The 25,265-nt window shown below is 42.1% G+C and carries 24 protein-coding genes; 11 read left to right on the forward strand and 13 right to left on the reverse strand.

Translation table 11 applies throughout. The annotated features are described in order from the left end of the window. Positions 1 to 27 precede the first annotated feature (27 nt). The 4 genes from gldE to ACE1EF_RS05310 are packed head-to-tail and all read left to right on the forward strand — an operon-like array spanning position 28 to position 3,283. Complete coding sequence (gene gldE, locus ACE1EF_RS05295) at positions 28 to 1,380, forward strand: gliding motility-associated protein GldE (protein ID WP_473774484.1); 1,353 nt, start codon at positions 28 to 30, stop codon at positions 1,378 to 1,380. Further along, a complete protein-coding gene (gene gldD, locus ACE1EF_RS05300) occupies positions 1,370 to 1,942 on the forward strand; it encodes a gliding motility lipoprotein GldD (protein ID WP_375719584.1) in 573 nt (190 codons plus the stop codon). Before gldE ends, gldD begins: the two co-directional genes overlap by 11 nt. After that, on the forward strand, positions 1,942 to 2,574 hold the full coding sequence (locus ACE1EF_RS05305) for a 4'-phosphopantetheinyl transferase family protein (protein ID WP_375719585.1): 633 nt from the start codon (positions 1,942 to 1,944) through the stop codon (positions 2,572 to 2,574). The genes gldD and ACE1EF_RS05305 overlap by 1 nt, the downstream gene beginning before the upstream one ends. Further along, positions 2,561 to 3,283, forward strand: coding sequence for a phosphoglycerol geranylgeranyltransferase (locus tag ACE1EF_RS05310; protein WP_375719586.1), 723 nt, complete (start codon positions 2,561 to 2,563; stop codon positions 3,281 to 3,283). Before ACE1EF_RS05305 ends, ACE1EF_RS05310 begins: the two co-directional genes overlap by 14 nt. Positions 3,284 to 3,390: 107 nt before the next feature. On the opposite strand, the gene ACE1EF_RS05315 is transcribed toward ACE1EF_RS05310, so the two are convergent. Beyond that, complete coding sequence (locus ACE1EF_RS05315) at positions 3,391 to 4,302, reverse strand: proline dehydrogenase family protein (protein ID WP_375719587.1); 912 nt, start codon at positions 4,300 to 4,302, stop codon at positions 3,391 to 3,393. 213 nt (positions 4,303 to 4,515) lie between these two features. Here ACE1EF_RS05315 and ACE1EF_RS05320 point away from each other — a divergent pair, with 213 nt between their 5' ends. Both ACE1EF_RS05320 and ACE1EF_RS05325 read left to right on the forward strand, forming a co-directional pair. Beyond that, the gene (locus ACE1EF_RS05320; RefSeq protein WP_375719588.1) at positions 4,516 to 5,373 is read left to right on the forward strand and encodes a phosphatase PAP2 family protein; all 858 of its coding nucleotides are present in this window, start codon (positions 4,516 to 4,518) and stop codon (positions 5,371 to 5,373) included. A gap of 172 nt (positions 5,374 to 5,545) precedes the next feature. Further along, positions 5,546 to 6,799, forward strand: coding sequence for an arginine deiminase (locus ACE1EF_RS05325; RefSeq protein WP_375719589.1), 1,254 nt, complete (start codon positions 5,546 to 5,548; stop codon positions 6,797 to 6,799). Between the two features lie 250 nt (positions 6,800 to 7,049). On the opposite strand, the gene ruvC is transcribed toward ACE1EF_RS05325, so the two are convergent. Together ruvC and ACE1EF_RS05335 are read right to left on the reverse strand one after the other, a co-directional pair. Then, a complete protein-coding gene (ruvC, locus tag ACE1EF_RS05330) occupies positions 7,050 to 7,607 on the reverse strand; it encodes a crossover junction endodeoxyribonuclease RuvC (RefSeq protein ID WP_375719590.1) in 558 nt (185 codons plus the stop codon). Beyond that, positions 7,608 to 7,919 (reverse strand): DUF4286 family protein, encoded by a 312-nt coding sequence (locus tag ACE1EF_RS05335; protein WP_375719591.1) that lies wholly within the window; start codon positions 7,917 to 7,919, stop codon positions 7,608 to 7,610. It lies immediately after the preceding gene. A gap of 58 nt (positions 7,920 to 7,977) precedes the next feature. Here ACE1EF_RS05335 and ACE1EF_RS05340 point away from each other — a divergent pair, with 58 nt between their 5' ends. Further along, positions 7,978 to 8,949 (forward strand): aminodeoxychorismate synthase component I, encoded by a 972-nt coding sequence (locus ACE1EF_RS05340; RefSeq protein ID WP_375719592.1) that lies wholly within the window; start codon positions 7,978 to 7,980, stop codon positions 8,947 to 8,949. Here the strand turns inward: ACE1EF_RS05340 and ACE1EF_RS05345 are convergent. From ACE1EF_RS05345 to recR, 4 genes are read right to left on the reverse strand one after another with little or no spacing between them, the layout of a single operon-like run. Continuing rightward, complete coding sequence (locus ACE1EF_RS05345) at positions 8,944 to 10,119, reverse strand: glycosyltransferase family 2 protein (RefSeq protein ID WP_375719593.1); 1,176 nt, start codon at positions 10,117 to 10,119, stop codon at positions 8,944 to 8,946. The two genes, ACE1EF_RS05340 and ACE1EF_RS05345, sit on opposite strands and share 6 nt — an antisense overlap. A gap of 42 nt (positions 10,120 to 10,161) precedes the next feature. After that, on the reverse strand, positions 10,162 to 10,611 hold the full coding sequence (locus tag ACE1EF_RS05350; RefSeq protein ID WP_375719594.1) for a BT0820 family HAD-type phosphatase: 450 nt from the start codon (positions 10,609 to 10,611) through the stop codon (positions 10,162 to 10,164). Positions 10,612 to 10,613: 2 nt separating this feature from the next. Further along, positions 10,614 to 11,111 (reverse strand): hypothetical protein, encoded by a 498-nt coding sequence (locus ACE1EF_RS05355; RefSeq protein WP_375719595.1) that lies wholly within the window; start codon positions 11,109 to 11,111, stop codon positions 10,614 to 10,616. Then, positions 11,092 to 11,715, reverse strand: coding sequence for a recombination mediator RecR (recR, locus tag ACE1EF_RS05360; protein ID WP_375719596.1), 624 nt, complete (start codon positions 11,713 to 11,715; stop codon positions 11,092 to 11,094). Before recR ends, ACE1EF_RS05355 begins: the two co-directional genes overlap by 20 nt. 584 nt (positions 11,716 to 12,299) lie before the next feature. Here recR and ACE1EF_RS05365 point away from each other — a divergent pair. Further along, positions 12,300 to 12,737: a hypothetical protein gene (locus ACE1EF_RS05365; RefSeq protein WP_375719597.1), complete on the forward strand. Its 438-nt coding sequence runs from the start codon at positions 12,300 to 12,302 to the stop codon at positions 12,735 to 12,737. A 53-nt stretch (positions 12,738 to 12,790) separates the two neighbouring features. Here ACE1EF_RS05365 and ettA read toward each other — a convergent pair whose 3' ends face one another. Next, on the reverse strand, positions 12,791 to 14,476 hold the full coding sequence (gene ettA / locus ACE1EF_RS05370; protein WP_375719598.1) for an energy-dependent translational throttle protein EttA: 1,686 nt from the start codon (positions 14,474 to 14,476) through the stop codon (positions 12,791 to 12,793). Positions 14,477 to 14,635: 159 nt separating this feature from the next. Between ettA and ACE1EF_RS05375 the strand changes: the two genes are divergently transcribed. Continuing rightward, on the forward strand, positions 14,636 to 15,844 hold the full coding sequence (locus ACE1EF_RS05375; RefSeq protein ID WP_375719599.1) for an aspartyl protease family protein: 1,209 nt from the start codon (positions 14,636 to 14,638) through the stop codon (positions 15,842 to 15,844). 184 nt (positions 15,845 to 16,028) lie between these two features. On the opposite strand, the gene purD is transcribed toward ACE1EF_RS05375, so the two are convergent. Genes purD through lpcA form a run of 4 tightly spaced genes read right to left on the reverse strand, consistent with a single transcriptional unit; the run spans position 16,029 to position 21,606 of the window. Beyond that, positions 16,029 to 17,303: a phosphoribosylamine--glycine ligase gene (gene purD, locus ACE1EF_RS05380; protein WP_375719600.1), complete on the reverse strand. Its 1,275-nt coding sequence runs from the start codon at positions 17,301 to 17,303 to the stop codon at positions 16,029 to 16,031. Between the two features lie 3 nt (positions 17,304 to 17,306). Next, on the reverse strand, positions 17,307 to 17,921 hold the full coding sequence (locus ACE1EF_RS05385; RefSeq protein ID WP_375719601.1) for a polysaccharide deacetylase family protein: 615 nt from the start codon (positions 17,919 to 17,921) through the stop codon (positions 17,307 to 17,309). A gap of 6 nt (positions 17,922 to 17,927) precedes the next feature. Then, positions 17,928 to 20,996 (reverse strand): protein O-mannosyl-transferase family, encoded by a 3,069-nt coding sequence (locus ACE1EF_RS05390; RefSeq protein WP_375719602.1) that lies wholly within the window; start codon positions 20,994 to 20,996, stop codon positions 17,928 to 17,930. Positions 20,997 to 21,018: 22 nt separating this feature from the next. Then, complete coding sequence (gene lpcA / locus ACE1EF_RS05395; RefSeq protein ID WP_375719603.1) at positions 21,019 to 21,606, reverse strand: D-sedoheptulose 7-phosphate isomerase; 588 nt, start codon at positions 21,604 to 21,606, stop codon at positions 21,019 to 21,021. A gap of 132 nt (positions 21,607 to 21,738) precedes the next feature. Between lpcA and ACE1EF_RS05400 the strand changes: the two genes are divergently transcribed. Both ACE1EF_RS05400 and ACE1EF_RS05405 read left to right on the forward strand, forming a co-directional pair. Further along, positions 21,739 to 22,008 (forward strand): LysO family transporter, encoded by a 270-nt coding sequence (locus tag ACE1EF_RS05400; RefSeq protein ID WP_375719604.1) that lies wholly within the window; start codon positions 21,739 to 21,741, stop codon positions 22,006 to 22,008. Then, positions 22,005 to 22,604, forward strand: a complete 600-nt coding sequence (locus ACE1EF_RS05405) for a LysO family transporter (RefSeq protein WP_375719605.1) — start codon at positions 22,005 to 22,007, stop codon at positions 22,602 to 22,604. Before ACE1EF_RS05400 ends, ACE1EF_RS05405 begins: the two co-directional genes overlap by 4 nt. 117 nt (positions 22,605 to 22,721) lie before the next feature. Here the strand turns inward: ACE1EF_RS05405 and ACE1EF_RS05410 are convergent, their stop codons facing one another. Beyond that, positions 22,722 to 25,061 carry a type IA DNA topoisomerase gene (locus ACE1EF_RS05410; protein WP_375719606.1) on the reverse strand — a complete coding sequence of 780 codons (2,340 nt, stop codon included), beginning with the start codon at positions 25,059 to 25,061 and terminating at the stop codon, positions 22,722 to 22,724. Between the last annotated feature and the right edge of the window lie 204 nt (positions 25,062 to 25,265).

Below are 25,265 nucleotides of genomic sequence, written 5' to 3' on the forward strand. Positions count from 1 at the left end.
CATATGTTGAATTTAAATTGATAACCGTTGGAACCAGACCCTTTTAGTTGCCATTCAATATTACTATTTACGGGAACCATTCATCTCCACCCGCTGACTATCAGTGCGGTGATCAGTCTTTTACTTTCCTTGATCCTCCTGGGTATGTCCGCCTTGATTTCAGGTTCAGAAGTCGCCTTCTTTTCTCTCGAACCAAGGGATCTGGAAAAACTCAAAGTGAATGATTCAGATTCAAAAAACAGACAGATACTGGATTTTCTGAAGCTGCCGGACCGCTTGCTGGCCACCATTCTTATTGCCAATAATTTTATTAATGTGGGCATCGTCATCCTGTTGTCTTACTTCAGCAACAGGGTATTCGATTTTTCGGCTTCACCCATCCTGGGATTCATCCTTGAAGTGGTGGTGATTACCTTTTTACTGCTGTTGTTCGGAGAGATTATGCCAAAGATCTACGCTACGAAACACGGTATGAAACTGGCCCGTTTTATGGCTTTGCCCCTGCGATATACGGAAAAAGGTTTCGGCCCCTTCGTCTCTTTCCTGATAACCTCAACAAATTTTGTCAATAAACGCGTCGCACGAAAATCCGGAAACATCTCCATGGATGAGCTGTCTTCAGTCCTGGAACTGACATCGGAGGAGCTGACAGAGGATAAAGAGATGCTGGAAGGCATCATTAAGTTCGGAAACATTTCGGTTGAAGAGATCATGACTTCCCGGATTGACATGATCGATCTGGATATAAAAAGCAACTACAATAAAGTCATGGCTGTCATTGTGGAATCCGGTTTCTCACGTATTCCCGTGTTTCACAATTCACCGGACAAAATCAAAGGCATACTTTACATTAAAGATCTTTTACCCCATCTGAATAAAAATGAGAACTTCAGATGGCAATCCCTGATTCGCGCACCATATTTTGTGCCTGAAACCAAAAAGATCAACGACCTTCTTGAGGAGTTTCAGACCAATAAAATCCATATGGCCATCGTTATTGATGAATATGGCGGGACCTCCGGTTTGGTGACCCTGGAAGATATCCTGGAAGAAATAGTCGGTGAGATTAGTGATGAATACGATGAAGACGATTCATCCTATACCAAAGAGAGTGACGGATCGTATGTTTTTGAAGCCAAAACGCTGTTAAACGACTTCTTTAAAATAACCGGAGTAGATGAAAGTTATTTTGAAGATGTGCGGGGTGATGCAGATACACTGGCCGGCCTGATACTGGAAGTGCGGGGTGAGATTCCCGATAAAAATGAGGAGATTACCATAGCGCACTGCAGATTTAAGATACTTTCTGCTGATAATCGCAGAATCAAAAAAATGAGAGTCTCTATTGAACTTGATGATGTGGAAGAGGATGAGGAATAGTGTTTTTATTATACTGCTGCTTTTAGGTGTTATTTCCTGCAGCGACAACAGTGTACCACGGCAACGGGGCATACTTCGCATTGACGTTCCTTCAGATCATGTTTACACCGAAATAAGTGTGCCTTCCCTGTTTTCGTTTGAATCTTCGGATTATGCTTCTGTAACAACACCGGAAAAGAAAGGATCTGGCATTTGGCTGGATATTAACTATCCTCAGTGGAAAGGCCGTGTTTACCTCTCGTATTTCACCTTAAACGATACCAGTCTGCAACCGCTGACTGAAGATGCCAGACGTTTTGCTTATAAACATGCCGTTAAAGCCACATCCATTGATGAGTCATTTTTTGGCTTTGATAAACAAAAGGTGTACGGCATGGTATACGATATTGGCGGGAATGCAGCTTCTGCCCTTCAGTTTTTTGCCACCGACAGCACACAACACTTTCTGCTCGGCTCACTCTATTTTAATGCTGTTCCTGACCGGGACAGTCTTAATCCGGTGATAAATTATGTGCGACAGGACATACTTCATCTCATTGAAACCCTTAACTGGGAAAACTAATGGCTTTATGCTTTAAACATAATGACGATCATGTCAATCTCACCCTCTGGAAGATTGAAGAGCCATTGCAGTATTTCCTGGAACGCATCATCCTTTTTCCAAGTGAAGTGGAACTGTTCATCAGCCTGCAGAGCGACCGGAGAAAGCTGGAATACGCTGCTGCGCGCTTCTTACTTCGGGTTATGACAGGTAAGCGCGAACCCCTGCTATACGAGGAATCGGGACGCCCGGTGTTAAATTCGGGCAAACAGATCAGCATCTCGCATTGCGATGGGTATATTGCGGTAATGCTGACCCAAAACGGACAGCCCGGTATGGATGTGGAGATGATATCTCCACGTGCAGGAAAAGTGAAATCCAAATTCCTGAGCATAAAAGAACTGGAGCTGGCCGGAAACGATGACATGATGCTGACGCTGCTATGGAGTGCGAAGGAAGCCCTGTTTAAAATGTGTATCAGACAGGGCATTAATTTTAAGTCGAACCTGTCCATCGAATCAGATAACATTACCGATGGCGGCATTCTGAAAACTGCGATAAAAAAAGAAAATCAGGAAGCCGAGATTGAGCTGTCCTATAAAGTATTTGAAGATATTGTATTAGTTTGGGGAGTGAACAATGATGATATTTGATGAGATAAACAAAAAAATAGCAACAGGTAAAAAGCAGATCGCCCTGCTGATTGACCCGGATAAATTTTCATCGGGCCAGCTGGAAGCCGTACATCGCCATGAAAAGCATATCGATCTTATTCTTGTGGGAGGTAGTTTTACCTTTAAACATATCGGAGATGTGATTGCCCGGATCAAAGAAAAAGTCAGTATTCCGGTTATACTCTTTCCGGGTGATGTGACCCAGCTCTCGGCAAATGCCGATGCACTGCTAATGCTCAGCCTTATTTCAGGACGTAATCCCGAATATCTTATCGGAAATCATGTGCTGGCAGCACCACGTATCATGGAGTATGGTCTGGAACCTATTCCAACAGGTTATATTGTCCTTAACGGAGGAAAGAAAACAGCCGTTTCATATATCAGTAATACAAATCCTGTTCCATCGGAACAACACGACATTATTGTGGCCACAGCCCTTGCAGGCAAATACCTCGGATTGAAAATGATCTATCTTGAAACAGGAAGTGGTGCCACTCATCCTGCTTCCCCGGAACTGGTAAGGAAGGTGAAATCAACCGTTCATCTGCCGCTGATTGTCGGCGGTGGAATAAAAACTGCAGAGCAGCTTAAATCCCTTTTTAATGCGGGAGCAGATATAGCAGTCATCGGTACATTATTCGAAAATAATCCGGAAGTTCTGCAGGATATTATAGAAGGAATTCACTAGAAACACTTCGGCCAGATCAGCAATTACAGGTGACATTAAATGAATAATGAGCAGTGAAAAAATGTATCCTGGATCTTGTGTCCTGGATCTTGTGTCTGTATTTTTTACTACCCTTTTACAAAAATCCCCTTTATAATGTCGCTTGTCATTTTGGGATTTTCCTTCAGTCGTCGGGTACAATAGCCGAACCAGTCCTGTCCGTAGGGCACATAAATACGCATGCGGTGCCCTTTTGCAACAATCTCATCCCTTAAGTTCGGTGTCACCCCGTAAAGCATCTGAAATTCATATGCCGTATGGGGTAATTTGTATTGTTCAATAAGTTTAAAGGCGCCCTCCACCAGATAGCGGTCATGCGTGGCAATGGCTACATAATTTCCGGCTTTAATCATTTGTTCCAGCAACTGCAGATAATTATCACGTACTTTCTGGTAATCCCTGTAAGCTATCTTTTCCGGTTCAACATAGATTCCTTTACACAAACGAAAATTCAAAGGCGTCCCATTCATCTGAATATCCTGCAGCGCAGTTACGTCATTCGATGTCCGTTTGAGATACGCCTGCAGCACCAGACCTACCTCTTTTGGAAACTCAGCCTTCAGTTTTCTGAACAACTCAATCTCATCTGTTGTACAATCAGAATCTTCCATATCAATACGGACGAAACAGGAGCGATCGGCGGCATACTTTACTATATTCCTGATCAGTGTATAACTTTCGTCCTTATCAATGGTCAGTCCGAAAAATGTTGGTTTTAAAGATACACCACCCCGTATTTTATTTTCGGTTATCGCATCAATAATACCATAATAAGCCTTCTCGTGATCCCTGGCTTCATCCATGTTTTTTATAAACTCGCCAAGCAAATCAATGGTCACCATCATCCCTTTTTCATTGAGATCGGCAGACACCTGCATGGCTGTCTCCAGGGTTTCACCGGCCACATACTTTTTTGAAAACTGCCAGATAAATGGTTTGGGGAACCAGGGAATTATATTTGCTATAAGTTTGTTTATCATCACATTCTAAATTTGTTATAAGCTAAAATACAGCATGAATCGACCTGTAAAAAATGAGAATTCTCACGAAAAAACAGTCAATTCCATGATTTTTATCACAACGGGAATCATCTATGTTCAAGAGGATAAGATTGAAAATCACTGCCTTTACCTCAACTTTTGATTTGTTTTAAATGATATATTACATACTTTTAGACCGCAATATGGCTGACTATGATTAAACATGTTCTCACCGTTTTAATGGTTCTTTTGTCGCTCAGTGCATTTCCATCTGAACCCGCAAAAAAAGATAGCGTTAGTCAAACGGAATACAGTCCGCTTACAGACCTTTCATTCCGGCTCTCAGATCTAAACTCTCCGCTAAACATATACCACAAGTCAGTTTCAGACCTTGGAAATGTATTCACATCACCATTCCGCTGGAATAAGAAACAGTTTTTAAAAGCTGGACTTATACTTGCGGCCGGAGCCACTATCTATAAACTGGATGAACCTGTTTACACCTTTATCAAACGTAACAGGACACCCTTCACTGAATTTACAAGCACTTATTTTCTTGAGCCTCAGGGGAATTATGCCACGTTTGCCCTTCTGGGAGGAATGGCCGGTTATGGCCTCATATTTCACAAAGACCGCCCGGCAACCACAGCCATACTTGCAGCCGAGAGTTATCTTATTACGGGAATAGTTACCCTGATCCCCAAAACACTGGCCGGAAGAGTCAGACCATATCATACCGATCCCCTAAATGCACAGGACTGGAGGGGCCCGTTTGGGGGAAGATCTTTCTGGTCGGGGCATACGGCCACCGTGTTTGGAGTAGCCTCGGTGATTGCCGAAATGTATAAGGATCATAAACTGATCCCTATCATAGCCTATACCAGTGCTACCTTAACAGGTCTGTCGAGGATACATGATGAGAAACACTGGCCTTCGGATGTATTTTTTGGTGCAGTAATTGGAACTGTTATCGGAAAAATGATCGTTAAAAGCTATCACTCAGCCCGGATCAGTTTTGTACCAGTGCTCGCTCCGGAATCACAGGGATTTCATCTTTCCTATACCTTCTGATTCTTTTTTCTCCGGTCAAAGGTCATGATTAAATTTAGCTTTTATGTCTGTCCTTTTCCGTATATTTGATTGCCAGTTTATAACACACAAAACAAGGCTCAGGATCGAAGACAGACTAAAATGCGTATGCGATGTTTTGGTTCTTTGATTAATATTTTAAAGATAAACGCAAATGAATAAACGCCTGACAATAAATGTCAATTCCGAGATAGGAAAGTTACAGGGAGTTATCCTGCATAAGCCCGGGCATGAGGTGGAAAACATGACACCCGAAAATGCACAACGTGCCCTATACAGTGATATACTGAACCTTTCAGTTGTGAATGAAGAATATAAACAATTTGAAGATGTACTGAACCATGTGACTAACGTTTTTTATGTTAAGGATCTGCTTACAGACCTGCTTCAGGAAGATGCCATAAAAAAAGATCTGATCAATGATATTCTCACGGCAGAACGGTCTTCCCAGTACCGCGATGAACTCCTAGGCATGACGCCGGAGGTTTTAAGTACAACCCTGATTGAAGGATTGCCGCTAAAGGATAACAGCCTGACAAACTACCTGAGCAAAGAGAAATTTGCGCTGCAACCCTTGCATAATTTCTTCTTTACACGGGACGCATCGGTCAGCATCTGGAACAATGTACTGATATCAAAAATGGCCAATAAGGTGCGGGAACGGGAAACACATATTATGAATTCTATTTTTAACCATTCCTTTACGACACGGGTTATCAATTCTGCCAAGGGAATTGTTCCGAATTACTGTATGAATATTGAAGGAGGTGATGTACTCATCGCGTCTGATAATGTACTGGTAATCGGGATCGGGAAACGCACATCCACTTCAGGCATAGATAACCTGATTAATCAGCTGATGGCCTCCAAAGACAGAACATGGCACGTGATTGTACAGGAACTTCCGGACAGTCCCGAATCGTTTATCCACCTGGATATGGTGTTTACTTTTCTTGACGAAGACCGCTGTATGGTCTATGAACCGCTGATACTGAAACGCAATAAATACCAGACGATCCACATCAGAATCAACCCGGATGGCTCAAAGAAAATCGAAACTGTGGAAAACCTTCTTTCTGCCCTTAATTCCATTGACTTCGACCTGAAGCCACTGTTTTGCGGCGGCAGAAAAAATTCCTGGATCATGGAACGTGAACAGTGGCACAGCGGTGCGAACTTCTTTGCTTTTGCACCGGGGAAAGTGATTGGTTATGCCCGTAACAGCTATACTCTGGAAGAACTGAGTAACGATGGTTTCGAAATTCTCAGTGCTGAAAAAGTCATCTCAAGCAAACAGTACCCAACCGATTATAAAAAATGTATGGTGGCACTTGAAGGCAGTGAACTGGCTCGTGGCGGTGGCGGTGCCCGTTGTATGAGCATGCCTGTGTTGCGTGATCCGTTGTAGAGCGATGCCTGGTTTTACACCGTTGGTTTTGCACAATACACTTTCGGAATTAAAATAATGATAGAACGATTCCCCTTTGTACTTTGTACAGGGGAATTTTATTTCAGAGCTCTCACGAACATCGGGCTTCAGATTGTGATGCAGTAAAACAACCTGTGTCAGTCTGGATAACCTTTAAATTTTATATGCTAAATGCCTGTACCGGTTATAAACAAAGTGGCAGAAACTCTGCAGTACATTAGAATCTTATTTACTTCTTAACCCGGTTCGGGTTTTTATTCATAAAGTCTTTCCAGCTGTTATAGGACTTGTCTGTTTTCAGGCCCTGATTCTGAAAAAAGTGACAGACGGCTGCGGCCAGTCCGTCTGTAGCATCAAGGTATTCAGGAACATCTGTCAGGCTGAGATAATTCTTGACCATATAAGCAACCTGTTCCTTACTGGCTTTTCCATTCCCGGTTAAAGCCATCTTAATTTTCAGGGGGGCATATTCAAAAATGGGAAGATCCCGGGACAGAGCTGCAGCCATAGCAACGCCCTGTGCCCTGCCAAGCTTTAGCATACTTTGTACATTTTTTCCGTAAAACGGGGCTTCTATGGCAAGCTCATCCGGTTTATAATCATCGATTAACTGTACGGTCCGTTCAAAAATACGCCGGAGCTTCACATAGTGATCATTGTATTTTTTCAGGTCGATAACCCCCAGTGTAAGACATTCGGCTTTTCGGCCATGTACCTTAATAATGCCGTAGCCCATGATGGTTGTTCCCGGGTCAATACCTAATATGATGCGTTCTTCGCTGTTCAATTATTCCAGTGTTGTCTCTTTTAACGGTGTGGCGAAAACCACAACCTGCTCGCCGAAGGTATGGATGAGTTCATCCTGAAAATCAGGGAATATTTCCCGTAGGTAATTATCTACCTTTATTGGATTTTCCGATAAAAACTGTACGCTATATGTCTGCCCTCCCATCTCCTCATCAACAAGAACCTTGATAATCTTGTATTCAGAAAAACCTCCATCTTTCATGGACTGTGGGATAAAATACTTGGTCACATATTTTCGCCAGGTCTCAAATACCTGAATAGAAGCATTGAATGTGATGTTTACTATAAACATAGATGAGGTTAATTAATCTGATCCGTACAAAATTAATCTTTTTATATAATTTTACGCCATGTTTCAGAAGTACGATGAAATAAGATCGAAAATGAATGAGATGGGACGTAAAGCTCCGTTCCTTTTTATTCTGGATTTTGAACTTGAAAAGCCACTTTTGTTTTATTTGAATGAGATAGACGAAAAGCAATTACTCTACAACTTTGACGGGATAAAGAATTATCCCGAAGAAGAAGATGTCAGACCAAATCATTCTTTTCACCGCGCCCCTGTTTCCTTTGAGAAATACCGGACGGCATTTGACATTGTGATGCAAAACCTGGAGTACGGAAACTCCTATCTCTGTAACCTTACGATGGCCACGGCAGTTTCAACAGATATCAGTCTCAGGAATATCTTCTTTAAAAACAGGCAGAAATTCAGGTTGTGGCTGGATGGTCAGTTTGTGGTTTTTTCCCCGGAGATTTTTGTGACTGTAAGTGATGGTTACATCCATTCACACCCTATGAAAGGTACAATAGACGCTAAGGTTCCTGATGCCCTGAAACGCATAATGAATAATAAAAAAGAAGAAGCCGAACATGCCACTATTGTGGATCTGATCCGTAACGACCTGAGTATGGTAGCCAATGAAGTTACAGTAACCAAGTACCGGTATGTGGATGAGATCAATACATGGACACACGATCTTTTACAGGTCAGTTCTGAAATTACCGGTAAGCTGCCATCTGACTGGAAAGATAATGTGGGTAATGTATTACTGCCCATGCTGCCGGCCGGTTCAGTAAGCGGTGCCCCGAAAAAGCAAACCGTTGAGATTATCCGTAAAGCCGAGTTCGGACCGCGGGGCTATTATACCGGAGTAATGGGAATATTTACCGGGGAGGAACTGGTGAGTTCTGTTATGATCCGTTATATTGAAGAGTTTAATGGCCGCATGTACTACCGCAGTGGCGGTGGGATTACCCACATGAGCAATTGCGAGGATGAATATAATGAGATGCTGGCAAAGGTTTACCTGCCACTATGATTCCTGATTTTTAAGGTTCCACACCTTACCCGGAAAATCCTTATTGGGACTGCCAAGAATAAAGTTCCGGTCTCCGGACATAAAGAAGAATTTCGCCTTGGTTGCATTACCGGAGACCCAGTTGATCACATCCTTGTATGCAAGACGTGGAGAAAAAATTATGCCCTTCCCTTCATCAATGAGCTTCAGACCATCCACAGACTGAACTTCTTCAAATGTAAAACCTTTACTGAACGTTTTTTTAATCAGTTCAACTTCAGGTTGATTACTACCACAAATCACCAGTTTTTCGGGCAGGTCCGAACTGACAGGCTCAGAACGCCGGATGATCATTTTTTTAAATACCTTCTTGGTTTTGATGCCCCAATGGATTAATCCGTTAATCCAAACCGACATACTACCTGAAAAATGTTTCTGATAAAATATTTCCATGGCACCAAAAAAGCTGTTCAGGTATTTATCTGTTTGCTTGCTCGTACTTTCCCCTTTAAAATGGATAATGGAGGCCAGACCAAAATAACTGTTGGTAAACCCACCCCTGTCAATTCTGTAAGACAGATCAATATCCTCACCATACATAAAATAATCCTCGTCAAGCAAACCACAGGTGTCGAGTGCAGTTTTCCGGATCATCATATAAGCACCGGCCAGAATGGGAACCTCAGCATTCCGGTTATTAACAAGATGGCCAACATAATAGCGTGCAAATAATTTAGATTTTGGGAAAATATACGACAAGCCTGCTGCCCTGAAAATCGCCGTCATGGGTGTTGGCAATCCGCGCTTGGATTCCCTGAGATATTCTCCGCTCCCATCCACCATACGGATGCCAAGTGCACCGACATAGTCATTCTCATCAAGGTATAACAGACACTGCTCATAAGTGTCTTCAGCAACAATGGTATCTGGATTCTGCAGTAAGATAAACTGTCCTTTTGCCTGTTTTATAGCAATGTTGTTCGCTTTTGAAAAGCCACAATTCTCTTTATTCTCGATCAGATTCACCCAGGGAAACTTTTCCCTAATCATGTCCACAGAGGTATCGGTAGATGCATTATCTACGACTATAACCTCAGTATCAATGCCCTGCATGGCTCTTTTTACAGACTGCAGACAAAGATCCAGAAAATACCTGGCATTATAATTAACAATGATTACGGAGAGTTTCACGTATGTTATTTTTAATTGTTTTTCCCAAAGGTAAACACCTTGTTATTGTTCCCGTTCTGTATTTACATCGCCTTTCAACCGCTCAAGTCTTTCACCCAGCCTGATTAGCCAGTTTTTACGTTCTACAGCCTGGCGCATATCAAAATCCAGTTCTCCTTTACCTGTGATTAGCCGGTAAATAACCCCCCAATCCGGAAGTCCACCTACATTACGATCATCGATAAAAATATCTGCATTTATTTTACGACTGTTGTAAGCATCAACCTCATCACCGGGATATGCAGCATTGACCGCAAAAAACTCCAAACCGTTGCTTTTACAGAATTCAACGGCATCGTCCAGCTCTTTTCCTGCCCTGTAAGTCCACAGAACCAGATCATGGCCTTCCTCCTGTAACTGTTTTAAGGTTTCTATTGCAAACGGAATCTCCCTTCCTATAGCAGGATAGGCATGTTCTACAATGGTTCCGTCAAAATCTACAGCAATAAGCATATTTACAGTTTTGGAATATCGTTTAATTCATTTTTCAGCGTGTTGACCGATGGCCTGCAGTACATAAATACCAGTGCTGCTATCGCAACCACATAAGCCATGGATTTATCAACTAACAAAATATACGCTGTAATGACAAATAAAAACACAATAAAAACGATCAATGCCCTTAACTTCCAAACTTTTTCATAATTTTTAAGTTTTTCCTCCCTACCTTCAACAGTCCGTATTTTTTTAACCTTCATAGTGTACCACCCAAACACTGCCGGTACTGTTGCCAGTAAAAGAATGATCTCCACTGTTTTAATATATTCACTCAAAGCACCGTCAATTACAGCCGTACCATCATATACCGTTAACAGCAAAACGGCTGTATATCCAAGTACTATCAACCACAGAATATTAAAAAAACGTCTTAAGGGTTTGATATCATCACCGGAAAATTCCACTATTTCATTCATTATTTTCAGTTGTTGTGTTTCAGCTAAAATTATCTTCAAAAAGTGTCCGGTTCTTTAACGAACGTCCAAGGGTCACTTCATCAGTATACTCCAACTCATCACCAATGGAAACGCCACGGGCGAGCGTTGTTATTTTAATTCCACTCTGCTTTAACTTTTTGTAGATATAAAAATTGGTTGTATCACCTTCCATGGTTGTTGGAAGGGCCAGGATCAATTCATTCACTCCACCCTCACCTATCCTTTTAAATAACGAATTTAACTCAATATCATTGGGACCTATTCCGTCAACCGGTGATATAATACCACCCAGCACATGATATACGCCAAAATACTGCATGGTATTTTCCACAGCCATGACATCTTTAATATTTTCAACAACGCAGACAATGGAATGATCCCTTTTAGGATGGGCACAAATACCGCAAACCTCAGTATCAGAAATATTATGGCAATGTTTACAGTAACATATTTCATCCTTTAAACGAATGATAGAATTGCTGAATGCCTTCACCTGATCAGTATCCCGTTTCAGGAGAAATAACACAAGCCTCAAAGCCGTTTTCCGTCCGATTCCCGGTAACTGAGCAAATTCGTTAACCGCTTCTTCCAATAATGCCGAAGGGAATTGTGCTAAATTCATGCTGTTTTTAAAATTTTCTCAAAGATAAGAATAATTGAAGCCCTGCAAGAGCTCCGCCCTGTAATTCTGAAGGTTCATTTTACTGTCCGGCACTGGTACTGATCTTATCAAAAAAATGCGATCTTTCTAATATGATTTGCCCGAAATATCCACATGAATTCATTGTATGCAATTAAAAATAAAAAAAATGATTTTTTTTCTAACTTTAATTCAGTCTCACAAAACACCCGTAAATAACTGTAATACTAAAACTTAACACAAAACAAGGTGTAAAAAAGAATACAATTTTAGCATAATTATATGTTTTGTAACATAATTTTAACACCTAAAACTTGTTTTATAACATATTTTCGCCTTATCTTTGTTGTGAGGTTTTTTTCATAGGTATTGGTAATTTAGTTAATTAATGTTGTGGTAAAAAGGATGGCTCCCGCCGTCCTTTTTTTTTATACTTACCTCTTAAGCTTTATTCAAGCGGCTTAACATACTTTTTAATCGTATTTGCAGATATTATTTTTATTTATTCTTTTTTAAAATAATTATTCTCCTTAAATTTAGGTAATTATTAATTAAAATCTTTCATCATGAAAACTATTGTTCTTTCACTGGTCTTCATGTTTACCCTCTCTCTCGCATACTCTCAGGACGAATCTCCAAAACCCGAAAAATGGAAAGATGTAACATGGCACGAAGTGGTTATGGTTAAGTACCAGGCCGGAACGTTTAAGCGTGTAAATGAAATTCTGGACATGTACAAAAAAGCGGGCAAAAATGCCATGGTAGAAGGACCAAAGATCTACTGGCTGGTCTCAGGTGAATACGATGCCATGTTTATCTGGCATCTTGAAAAAGGTCCGGCAGATCTGGAATGGAGACGCACTGAAGACGGCATTAAATGGTGGAATGCATTTATTGAAGTGGTTGGTTCAAAAGAAAAGGCGGATGAACTGAGCAAGGAGTATTCTTCTTATATCATCAATTCAACCAGTTATGTTTCTATGAAAGAGATGAATAAAATGTAACCGGTAATTGCATAACAAAAAAAAACAGGCCGAAAGCCTGTTTTTTTTATTTATTATTTTGTGAGTTTTTTATATCTGATGCGCTTTGGCCCCTCATCGCCCAATCTTTTCTTACGGTTTATTTCATAATCCGAATAACCACCTTCAAAATATACGACTGAAGAGTTCCCTTCAAAAGCCAGGATATGTGTAGCTATACGATCAAGAAACCATCTGTCGTGAGATATGACCACGGCACAACCGGCAAAATCTTCCAAACCTTCTTCTAAAGCCCGCAAGGTATTGACATCAATATCGTTGGTAGGCTCATCCAGTAACAGCACATTGGCTTCAGATTTCAGTGTCAGGGCCAGGTGTAATCTGTTGCGTTCACCACCGGACAGAACTCCGCATTTTTTCTCCTGATCACCGCCGGTAAAATTGAAACGCGCCAGGTATGCCCTTGCATTGATTTCACGTCCACCCATCCGGATGAACTCTGCACCGCCTGAAACAACTTCAAACACAGATTTACCCGGATCGATATCAGCATGTGCCTGATCTACATATCCTGTTTTGACGGTCTCTCCCACACTGAATGATCCTTTATCCGGAGCCTGCTGCCCCATAATCATCCGGAACAATGTTGTCTTACCGGCACCATTCGGGCCAATAACACCAACAATACCATTCGGTGGTAAAGTAAATTCAAGATCTTCAAATAATAGTTTATCCCCGAAGGCCTTCGAGACATTATGGGCCTCTATCACTTTATCACCTAGCCTCGGGCCGTTGGGAATAAATATCTCTAACTTTTGCTCTTTCTCTTTTACATCTTCATTCAGCAGCTTATCATATGCCGATAAACGTGCTTTTGATTTAGCCTGTCGTGCCTTGGGCGACATACGCACCCATTCCAGTTCGCGTTCAAGCGTTTTACGGCGTTTGCTCGCCTGTTTCTCTTCCGACTCCAGCCGTTTAGCCTTTTGTTCCAGCCAGCTGCTGTAGTTGCCTTTCCAGGGGATGCCTTCACCCCGGTCAAGCTCCAGGATCCATCCTGCCACGTTGTCGAGAAAATACCGGTCGTGGGTGATGGCGATCACGGTACCGCTATACTGTTGTAAATGCATTTCCAGCCACTGTACCGACTCAGCATCCAGGTGGTTGGTAGGCTCATCCAGTAACAACACATCGGGTTGCTGCAAAAGCAAACGGCAAAGAGCCACACGACGGCGCTCACCTCCACTTATAACTTTCACACTGGCATCTTCCGGCGGACAGCGCAAGGCATCCATGGCACGTTCCAGCTTGGTGTCAATATTCCAGGCATCCAGCAGGTCAATTTTCTCCTGAAGCTTTGCCTGTTCCTCCAGCAACTTATCCATTTTATCAGGATTCTCATAAACTGCAGGATCCTCAAATTTCTTATTGATGGCTTCGAATGCTTCAAGCACATCTGTAACCTCTTTTACACCTTCCTTGACTACTTCCTTTACAGTCTTGGACTCATCGAGATGCGGTTCCTGTTCGAGATAACCAACAGAATAGCCCTGAGACCAAACCACATCTCCCTGATACTCTTTTTCCACACCGGCAATAATCTTCATTAATGTAGATTTACCGGATCCGTTTAACCCGATAAATCCAATTTTTGCGCCATAGAAAAAAGAGAGATAAATATTATTCAGTACTTTTTTTTGAGGTGGAAAGACCTTTGATACTCCCACCATTGAAAAGATAACTTTCTTATCGTCTGACATACTCCGGATTTTGGGCGCAAATGTAATATAAAGTTGTGATACACCTGAAGCAATCTAAAATATTTCACAGGATTTTAATACTTATCAAAGACGACATACCAACAACTTCATTCAGAAGCTATTTTGCAAATGTCAAGGATATTTTACTATATTTATGTCATGAGAAACCTTATTGCCACACTGCTGCTTTTTACACTCTTCAACGGGTCTGCTTTTTGTCTGTACAATGAACCGGATCATGTCATCAATTTTGAGATGATTGGTACGAATATTATTGTTCCTGTTGTCATTAATAATTCAACACCACTCAATTTCATCTTTGATACAGGCATCAGACATACAATAGTCACAGAGCTCTATAAAAATGATTCGCTGGACCTGAACTACGTACGTGAGGTGACGCTTCATGGTCTTGGGGAGGGTGAACCACTGTCCACCTATCTGAGCACCTTAAACAGCATGACGATACAAACGCTCAGGGTAGACACCGTTTCTCTTTACGCCCTGAAACAAAATATTTTTCAGCTTTCGAAGCACCTGGGATCCAAGATTAACGGCATGATAGGCTATGATCTTATAAAAGACCACATCGTAAAAATTGATTACATCAAAAAGTGTATGTACTTCTATGATCCTGCAACATATAAAATTCCCCGCTCATTTAAAGAGGTTCCTGTCACTATAGAGGATAATAAAGCTTACATCACGGCAAATGTAATACTGAGTGGTGAAGAGCATAAGGTCAAACTGCTGGTGGATACCGGAGCTGAACTGGCACTATGGCTGGTGAATTCCAACTTTAAACATTACCGGATTCCCGACCAGTCAATTTATACTTACATCGGACAGGGGCTGAATGGTGAAATTTTCGGATCCGTATCCAGGATAGACAAAGCAGCGATCGGTTCATACCGCTTTAAGAAGCCCATTGTTGCCTTTCCTGACTCCAGCGCCATAGAGATGATTATTACCAGTAATGAACGGGATGGCACCATCGGTTCAGAACTGCTGCGCCGTTTTCATGTGATCCTGAATTATCCTGACACCATGATGTATGTAAAACGAAACATTCATTACAGCCAGCGGTTTAAATACAATACTACCGGTATTGAGGTGGTACAGCCATATCAGAATCTGCCGTTCTTCGAGATTGCAGAATTGTGGGACGAATCGCCGGCTGCAAATGCAGGCCTTAGAGTAGGAGACAAGATTGAAAGCATTGACGGACAGTCGGTTTCAACACTCACACTCATCGAGGTAAAAGAGATGCTGCGAAAACCATCAGGTAAGATCAGACTTAACATTACCCGTCAGAACGGCGATGAACTGATACATGAGAAAATAAAGTTTAAGTTGTTTAAGTTATAGTATCAAGAATCAGGTATCAGGTATCAAGATACAAGATTTAAGACTTAAGATCTAAGACTTAAGATTCAGCTTTGTACGTTTTTTGTATTGCAAGTCTTCCGTCCTCATACAAGATGCCTGACGCCACCTCAAAAGAAGGACAATCTTTTTTATCTTGTGTCTTAAGTCTTATATCTTTTATCTTTTAGAGATCGAATCCCAGATCTTTGCGGTAATATTTTCCTTTGAAATTTATTTTCTGAGCATTTTTATACGAGACCGCCAGAGCCGATTTCATATCCTTACCATAGGAACTGACGGCGATCACCCGACCACCATTAGTGACAACCTTATCACCATCGAATTTTGTTCCGGCATGGAAAACAACGCTTTCCTTTACGTCGTTTATTCCTGTAATCTCATCTCCCTTATGATAAGAACCGGGGTAACCTCCGGCGACCATCATAACAGTCACCGCAGTGCGTTCGTCAAACTCAAGTTCCTTTTCGTTAAGATTACCTTCAGCCACGCCCTGCAGTAAATCCACAAAATCAGATTTAACACGCAGCATCACAGCTTCGGTTTCCGGATCTCCCATGCGCACATTATATTCAATCACTTTAGGTTCTCCATCGCAGTTTATAAGGCCCAGAAAGATAAACCCCTTGTAAGGTATCGCATCTTTTTTTAATCCTTCCACCGTAGGTTTAACGATACGTTTTTCTATTTTATGCATAAAATTTTCATCAGCAAACGGTACCGGAGAGATGGCGCCCATTCCACCGGTGTTCAGTCCGGTGTCACCTTCGCCGATGCGTTTATAATCCTTTGCTTCAGGTAAAATTTTATATGAATCACCATCCGTCATTACAAAAACGGAAAGTTCTACGCCCGACAAAAATTCTTCAATTACAACCGTTGAACTGGCATCCCCGAATTTTCCTGAAAGCATTTCTTCCAGTTCCTGTGTGGCTTCTTCCAGTGAATCCAGGATTAACACACCTTTACCAGCTGCCAGGCCATCTGCCTTCAGCACATACGGTGCCTCCAGAGTCTTCAAAAAAGCTACACCGTCACCCAGTGTATCCTTTGTAAAACTTTGATAAGCTGCTGTAGGAATATTATGCCGTACCATAAATTCCTTGGCAAACTCCTTACTGCCCTCCAGAGTTGCACCTTTGGTCTGAGGTCCTACAATACCAATGTGTTTCAGGTCATTGTCAGAAGCAAAAAAGTCAGCTATACCATCTACCAGAGGAGCCTCAGGACCAACAACAACCAGATGAATTCTCTTCGTCAGCACCAGTTCCTTAATTCCGGCAAAATCATTCATCGCCATGGCAACATTGGTTCCAACCTCTGAAGTTCCGGCATTTCCGGGCAGAATAAAAAGTTCATCCGTTTGTTCGCTCTGACTGATTTTCCATGCCATGGCATGTTCTCTTCCTCCTGAACCTAACAGTAATATATTTAATCCCATTGCTTATGTAAGTGTTTTAAATTTCCATCCCTGGTCTAACAAGTATTCTATGGAAAGCGGTAAAGCTTCCACCAGATTTTTCCGGGCTTTCACCGAGTCGTGAAAGACAATGATTGAGCCAGCTCTTGTTTTTCGTTTTACAGTTTCAAAACATTGCTCACCCGTTCTGTTCATATCATAATCGGCCGGAAGTACATCCCACATCACGACCTTATATTTGTGCAGCTGCAGCCACCGGTTCATCGACATATTGATCTGACCATGGGGTGGACGAAACAGTCTGCTCTTATTCCCTGTTGCAGCCTTGCGTATATTTCTGCGGTATGCATCCGGTTCTGTCTTATACAATTTTAAATGATTGTATGTATGATTCCCAACAGCATGTCCTTTTGCTTGTAATGCTTCGAACAATTCCGGATATTTCGCCACATTCTCACCTACACAAAAGAAGGTGGCCTTTATGTTGTAGCGATCCAGAAGATCGAGAACCCACGGTGTTACCTCAGGAACCGGGCCATCGTCAAAGGTCAGATAAACCTCTTTATCGGCGGTGTTTACACGCCATAACAACGATGGGGTCATCCATTGCAGCAATAAAGGCGGTCGTTCAATCAACATGAAACACTACTGCATTGAAGATTCCAGCTGACCGTAGTATTCTTTAAAGGTCTCTTCTGACTTTTTCGCCAGATCCGTCATATTATAGCGATCTGCAATAATGTATATCTGTCTTACAACGCCTAACTCCTGTTGAATATCCCGCAGCAACTCTCTCTTGAATTTTGGTTGCATCGACAGATAATAGTCCAGTGTTTCAACCGATCGGTCATAAACCTCATTCAGCACATACGAACCATCGTCTTCCATGCCTGCCTTCAACATGGTTTCTGCAAATGGCAGTGAATACATGTTATGCGGAACATTTTCTTCAGGCAATACTTCTTTGGCTTTTAACAATACTTTCCGGGCTTTTTCGGTATCTCCGTCTTTAAGGAATTCTCCGGCCAGACGGGTAAAATTGTTCCGGTAATTGTAACACATTCTGAGAATGGTCTGATCCATCCAGATTCCCGGCTTGTCCACACCACCCCATTTGAATTTATTCATCATGTTATCATACATGATATCTGTTGCAACACGTCCCTGAATGTCGTCCTTGCCATTGGTTACCGGTACAACACGGTACGCCAAACCTTCAACCTGGAAGTGATCATCCATATCAATATAGTTTTCATCGGGAACGGTTACTGCAAAATAGACCGGGCGCTGCCACTGATTGGTAGCCAGCATATCCAGGACCATTATCGAGTTTTTACCAACATAACGGCTGATGCCGCTCAGATCCACAATAAATTCTTTGTCAATGCGGTCTGCATCCTGAGGACGAACGGTTCCGTTATCAACGACATAAGCAGAATCCACAGGAATGGAGAATTTAGTCCCCGGGAAGTAGTCATAGCCCGATCTGGTTTCTTTTGTTTCGGGGTTATTACTTCCTATAAACTCAATTGCCCTTTTTAAATCAATAACTTTATCTTTATTATTCATTTTATCTATCAGAGCCAGGTTGCGTTGTCCTTCCCTGGTCTGACTGGCATCAAGCGTAAACTTCACAGGGTTGGAATCGTAGGCACGCATGCGCATCTGATTGATATACCAACCTGTCTGCAGATAACTCAGGTTACACACGCGAACGTCAGTGCGTGTTCCTTCCACTTCCTGTGCATACCACAGGGGGAATGTATCGTTATCTCCATTGGTAAAGAGCACGGCCTCCTTATCGGTCGACTGCAGATAATTCCAGGCAAAATCCCTGGCAGCATAACGACCTGAACGGTCATGATCGTTCCAGTTTTCTGCGCCCATGATGGTTGGAATAGCAAGACCTGCAATGGTTGCAATAGCTCCTGCAGCAGGTGAACCAGTCAGTTTTTTCAGCATATCCCAGATAAAGAGCACACCAATCCCTATCCAAATGCTGAAAGCATAGAATGAGCCGGCGTAGGCATAATCACGCTCCCTGGGCTGATACGGATACTGGTTCAGATAGATCACAATAGCTATACCTGTAAGGATGAACAGCATGGCAACAACCGCAAAGCTCTCAAAACCCTTTGTATTCTTTCTATTCTTATCGCTGCCAAACAACTGAAATGCGATTCCAAACAATCCGAGCAATAAAGGCAACATAAAGTATACATTGCGTGCCTTGTCATTCTTCATGTATTCAGGCAGTTTTTCCTGATTTCCCACACGGGCATCGTCAATGAAATTTATACCGGATATCCAGTTTCCTTCCTGTGAACCTCCATGTCCCTGAATTTCATTCTGGCGTCCTGAAAAATTCCACATAAAATAGCGCCAGTACATATGTCCGAGCTGATACCGGAACAAAAATCTGAGGTTTTCACTAAATGTAGGCTTCACATGCATCTTTCCATCCTGGCCTTTCATTTTTATACCTTTTATCCGGGCCCATGACTTATACGCGTTAACGTGACTTGGCTGGTTTGACCACATGCGTGGGAAAACACCTTCGAATGTAGGATCATAAACATATTGTAATTTATGGTCGATAATTTCGTAGCGTCCGTTAATCTGATCGCGGACTGCCGATGTTTGTTTGGTATCAATTACCGGTGTATCGTAATACTGTCCGTATACCAGTGGCCGGTCACCATATTGTTCCCTGTTCAGGTATGAAAGCAGGGAGAATGCATCGTTCGGATCATTCTGGTTCATTGGTGGATTGGCATTACTACGGATCAGAACCATCGCAAAAGCAGAATACCCGATAATGATAACCGCCAGGAAGGTAAAGATGGTGTTCCATAATACCTTAACCTTAATGTAGGTATAATATATACCATACGCGAGTCCAGCTGCCAGCAGGATCATAAAGAAGATCATTCCACTGTGGTATGGCAGACCAATGCCATTTACAAAAATCAGTTCAAATATGGATGCCAGTTTTACAATTCCAGGTATAATGCCATACATAAGTACCATAAGAACTAGGAATGATATAACAAGTGCCACCAGCGTTCCCTTTATGGTCGGCGTATATTTTTTAAAGTAGTATACAAGGATGATAGCCGGAATAGCCAGCAGGTTTAACAGGTGAACACCGACAGAGAGCCCGATTAAAAATCCGATGAGGATAATCCAGCGGTTGGCAAATGGTTTATCGGCTTCGTTTTCCCATTTCAAAATGGCCCAGAATACCACGGCTGTGAAGAGTGACGACATAGCATAAACCTCACCTTCAACAGCTGAAAACCAGAATGTATCTGAAAATGTGTATGCAAGGGAACCTACAAGACCAGCTCCCAGAACAGCGATACTTTGTCCTGTTGTAATTTCGGATCCGTTATCAACAATCAGCTTTTTAGCCAGATGTGTAATGGTCCAGAACAAAAACAAAATGGTAAATGCACTTGACAGCGCAGACATGGAATTCATCATCACTGCAACCTTTGACGGATCGGGAGCAAAGAGGGTAAAGATCCTTCCGATCATCATAAATACCGGTGCTCCCGGAGGATGGCCTACAAGCAATTTGTAAGACGAAGCGATAAATTCACCACAGTCCCAGAAACTGGCTGTTGGTTCTACTGTTGATAAATAGGTAAAAGCTGCAACGGCAAATGCTACCCAGCCTAAACCAATGTTCCAGATCTTATAATTCTTCATTTTTTGGAATTTTCTGAACCATTCACTCCTGTCCCACGCCGAGTTCAGTCTCGACATAGTCAATGAGTGTATGAATTATTTTAATATGTATTTCCTGAATTCTGTCGGACCACCCCAAATGATCCACTCTGATCTCCACATCGCAGATACCTGCCAAAATGCCCCCACCTTTTCCGGTGAGCCCGATAATTTTCATCCCCCTGTTTTTGGCCACATTGGCCGCATTGACAATATTGGGTGAATTACCACTGGTACTCAATGCCAGTAAAACATCGCCTTCTGCTCCGAATGCTTCAACATAACGGGAAAAAACAGCTTCATACCCATAATCGTTGGCAGAACAGGTGATGTGTGATGCATCAGCCATTGCAAAGGCAGGCAATGCCTTCCGGTTTCTTCTGAAACGTCCTGTCATCTCCTCTGCAAAATGCATGGAATCGCACATGGAACCTCCGTTTCCACATGATAAAATCTTATTTCCGTTCCGGATTGCATCCGCAATCAGATTTCCTGCATTTAGTATGGTTTCAAAATTCTTAGGTTCTGAAATAAATTCGTTTAACACCTTTTGCGCTTCAACAAAATTATTTCGGATAATCTCAATCGACATGTTTGTTTCTATAAAAACCGGTTAATTAATACAGCCTTTTTTGCAATTCAACAAAAGTACAATAAAAATATAATTTTGGTACTTTTGAGGGCTAAAGCTCGATTTTTATTGCAGAATTTAGATTATTTAACCATGCTAACCATCTTACTGATATTTGTTGCAGGAATTTTAACAGGTCATATTGTTAAAAAAAGGAAGGGGATTATTAAAACCAGCAGCCGGCTTACCTTTCTCAGTGTACTGGCCCTGCTTTTTCTGCTGGGTTATGAGGCAGGGCACAATCCTCAGGTTCAGGCACACTTCGATACCATTGGCATAAAGGCCCTTGTGATTAGCCTTTTTTCTGTAGCCGGAAGTATTATTTTCATTGTGATCTATAACCGCCTGATACTTAAAAAATGAGGGACATCATCGTCATAGCGCTTATTTTTATTACCGGAATTGTCCTCGGAACATTCGGTGTTCTACCGGAAAGCTTTGATGCCGGAAACTGGTCTGAATATGCCCTGTATGCCCTATTACTATTTGTGGGAATCGGGATCGGTAGCGATAAGGAATCACTGATGGCTCTGAAACGCATGCGTGGCTGGCTTATCTTAATTCCGGTTGTATCTGTAATAGGATCGTTACTTTTTGCACTTCTTGCCTTACCCTTTTTTAGTGATCTTAACCTGAGAGAAGTACTTGCGGTCAGCGCTGGAATGGGGTATTACAGTTTATCCTCCATTCTGATTTCGAAACTTCATGGTGAAACGCTTGGAACCATTGCCTTGGTAGCCAATCTTATCCGGGAAATTTTCACTTTACTTATCACACCATTCATGATAAAGTACACCGGGAAACTAACACCGATCGCTGCCGGTGGTGCTACATCTATGGATACTACTCTACCTGTGGTAATCCGGTTTTCCGGGAAAGAATATGTAATGATTTCTATTTACAGTGGTGTAGTAATAACCTTTCTGGTACCTGTATTGGTGACTTTTATTTTATCATAGCCATTCATAAAAGAATCTGATACAGCTATTACCATCCATTACAAATTACCTCAGCTTCCCACAAACACTCCTGTTTTATGCGATAATCCTTGAAATCATCTGCGGAATTTGCGGGAACTAAGATGAACCGAATTGCAATTGTCCGCTATCATCCACATACAGATAACCCTCCGTTTCGGATCCGTTAATTACAAATCCTTTCATTTTCCGCGTTTTACCTTTCAGAACAATCTGTTGCATACTGCTTTCCTGAATTTCCTTTTCATGAATAATGAACGGAATCACAAACCGGCATCCATCCCTAAATGCAGAGCATCCCCAGGCCTTGTTACCTTTTATAATCTCTCCCTTTTTACAGGCAGGACACACCAGCTTTTCAGGTTCTTTCTCTATAAATTCCGGAACAAATGCATCGTTTAATACAAAATGTCCCTCAGTGGATTCCTCTCCCAGAGTTATGCCTTTAATCAGAGGTGATTTCCCCTTGTCAATCAATGTTTCAGCCTGTTTTTCCGTTAGCTTTTTTCCTGATAACACAAACGGAAGCCTGAAGTCACAGCCTTCATTCCATCTGGAACAGCCATAGGCGCCTTTGCCTTTGAGGATTTTTCCTTTTTTACACTTCGGGCAAATCAGTTCATCCGGTTTAGGTTCAGTTTTTTGTTCCGTTTGCTCTTCATGAACCGGAATCTGTATATTGGAACGATCCTGTTTTACTTCTTTCACGACACCGGCGACCATCTCTTTCAGTTCACTGATGAAGCCTGACACATCATATGTTCCTTCTTCAATCTGTCGCAGTTTCTTCTCCCACATCCCTGTAAGCTCAGCTGATTTCAGCAGCTCATTCTGTATGGTATTGATCAGTTCCTTCCCTGTCTCGGTGGCTAAAATCCGTTTTTTATCCCTGACAATATAATGCCGCCTGAACAATGTTTCAATTATCCCGGCCCTGGTGGACGGTCGACCGATTCCGTTTTCTTTTAACGCATCGCGCAGATCATCATCATCAATCTGTTTTCCGGCTGTCTCCATTGAACGCAGCAGCGATGCTTCAGTAAAATACCGGGGTGGCTTGGTCTCCTTTTCCTGCAGATCCGGTTCATGCGGACCCGATTCCCCTTCATTAAGTTCAGGCATTATCTGGTCCTCGTCGTTGCTGTCTGAAGTATTGGATTTCAGCACTATGCGCCATCCGGGTTCCACGATTTGCTTACCACTTGCCCTAAAACCATACTGCTCAACTTTTCCGTTAACCGTGGTTTTCAGTACCTTACAATCAGGGTAAAAAGCGGCAATAAAACGCAGGGTCACCTGCTCATAAACCAGCTTTTCATCCGGCGTAAGATTATTGGCCGGTATACCTGTCGGAATAATGGCATGGTGATCCGTCACCTTCTTATTGTCAAAAACCCGTTTAGTTTTACGGATCTTTTGCTGCATAAGCGGTGCAGTGTATTCTTCGTATGCTTTGAGTCCTTTTAATATAGCAGGTATTTTCGGATAAATATCATCGCTCAGAAATGTAGTATCTACCCTGGGATAGGTGGTTACTTTTTTCTCATAGAGTGACTGGATCAGCTTTAATGTTTTATCTGCGGTAAAGCCATAACGGGTATTACATTCTACCTGAAGCGAGGTGAGATCGAATAATTTAGGGGCAAACTCATTACCTTCTTTGGTTTCAGCAGACACAATAAAAAAGGGCTTGCCGGAGATATCGGCCACCATCTGTTCTGCATCTTCCTTCTTACTGAAGCGGCCATCAACATAGCTGAACCACACTTCGCGGTAAAGTGTCCGTAGCTCCCAGTATGGTTCAGGCTTAAAATTATCGATCTCCTTTTGCCGTTCCACAATCAGTGCCAGTGTTGGTGTCTGCACACGACCGACGGATAACAACTGGTTGCGCTGACCATATTTCAGGGTATATAAACGTGTTGCATTTATTCCAAGGAGCCAGTCACCGGTAGCCCTTGAAAGACCTGCATAATATACACTTTCAAAGTCCTTCTGATCGTAAAGCTTTTCAAATCCTTCCTTAATCGCTTCATCGGTGAGTGAAGATATCCACAACCGTTTTACAGGACAGGAACACTGTGCCTTCTGCAGCACCCAACGTTGTATCAGCTCTCCTTCCTGTCCGGCATCACCACAATTAATAACCTCTTCCGCATTCTGAACCAGGTTTTCAATCACCGAAAACTGTTTTTTAATGCCTTCATCATCAATCAGCCTGATGCCAAAGCGTTGCGGAACAATTGGTAAATCGTAGAGATTCCATCTTTTCCAGTTTGGATTATATTCATGTGGTTCTTTCAGGCCACATAAATGCCCGAAAGTCCAGGTTACCTGATAACCATTCCCTTCAAAATAGCCGTTTTTCCGTGATCCCGCACCCAGAATTCTGGCCAGATCACGTGCCACACTTGGTTTTTCTGCAATACAAACGATCATCTTTTTGGATATAAGACGTAAGACATAAGAACCAGGATAAATCCTGTATCTGAAATCTTAAGTCTGAATTAAAAATCCTTCAAAAATAAAGATAATGTAAGTGGCACAAAAAGAAAATCACGGATTGTTGATAATATAATTTGCAGGACCCTTCATTCACTTCCAGTCTTTTAAAGTCAGACGCTTTACCCGATAAAAGAGCGT

The organism is Quyinboa sediminis (assembly GCF_042219855.1).
In the GTDB taxonomy this organism is placed as follows: domain Bacteria; phylum Bacteroidota; class Bacteroidia; order Bacteroidales; family UBA5342; genus JBHJHP01.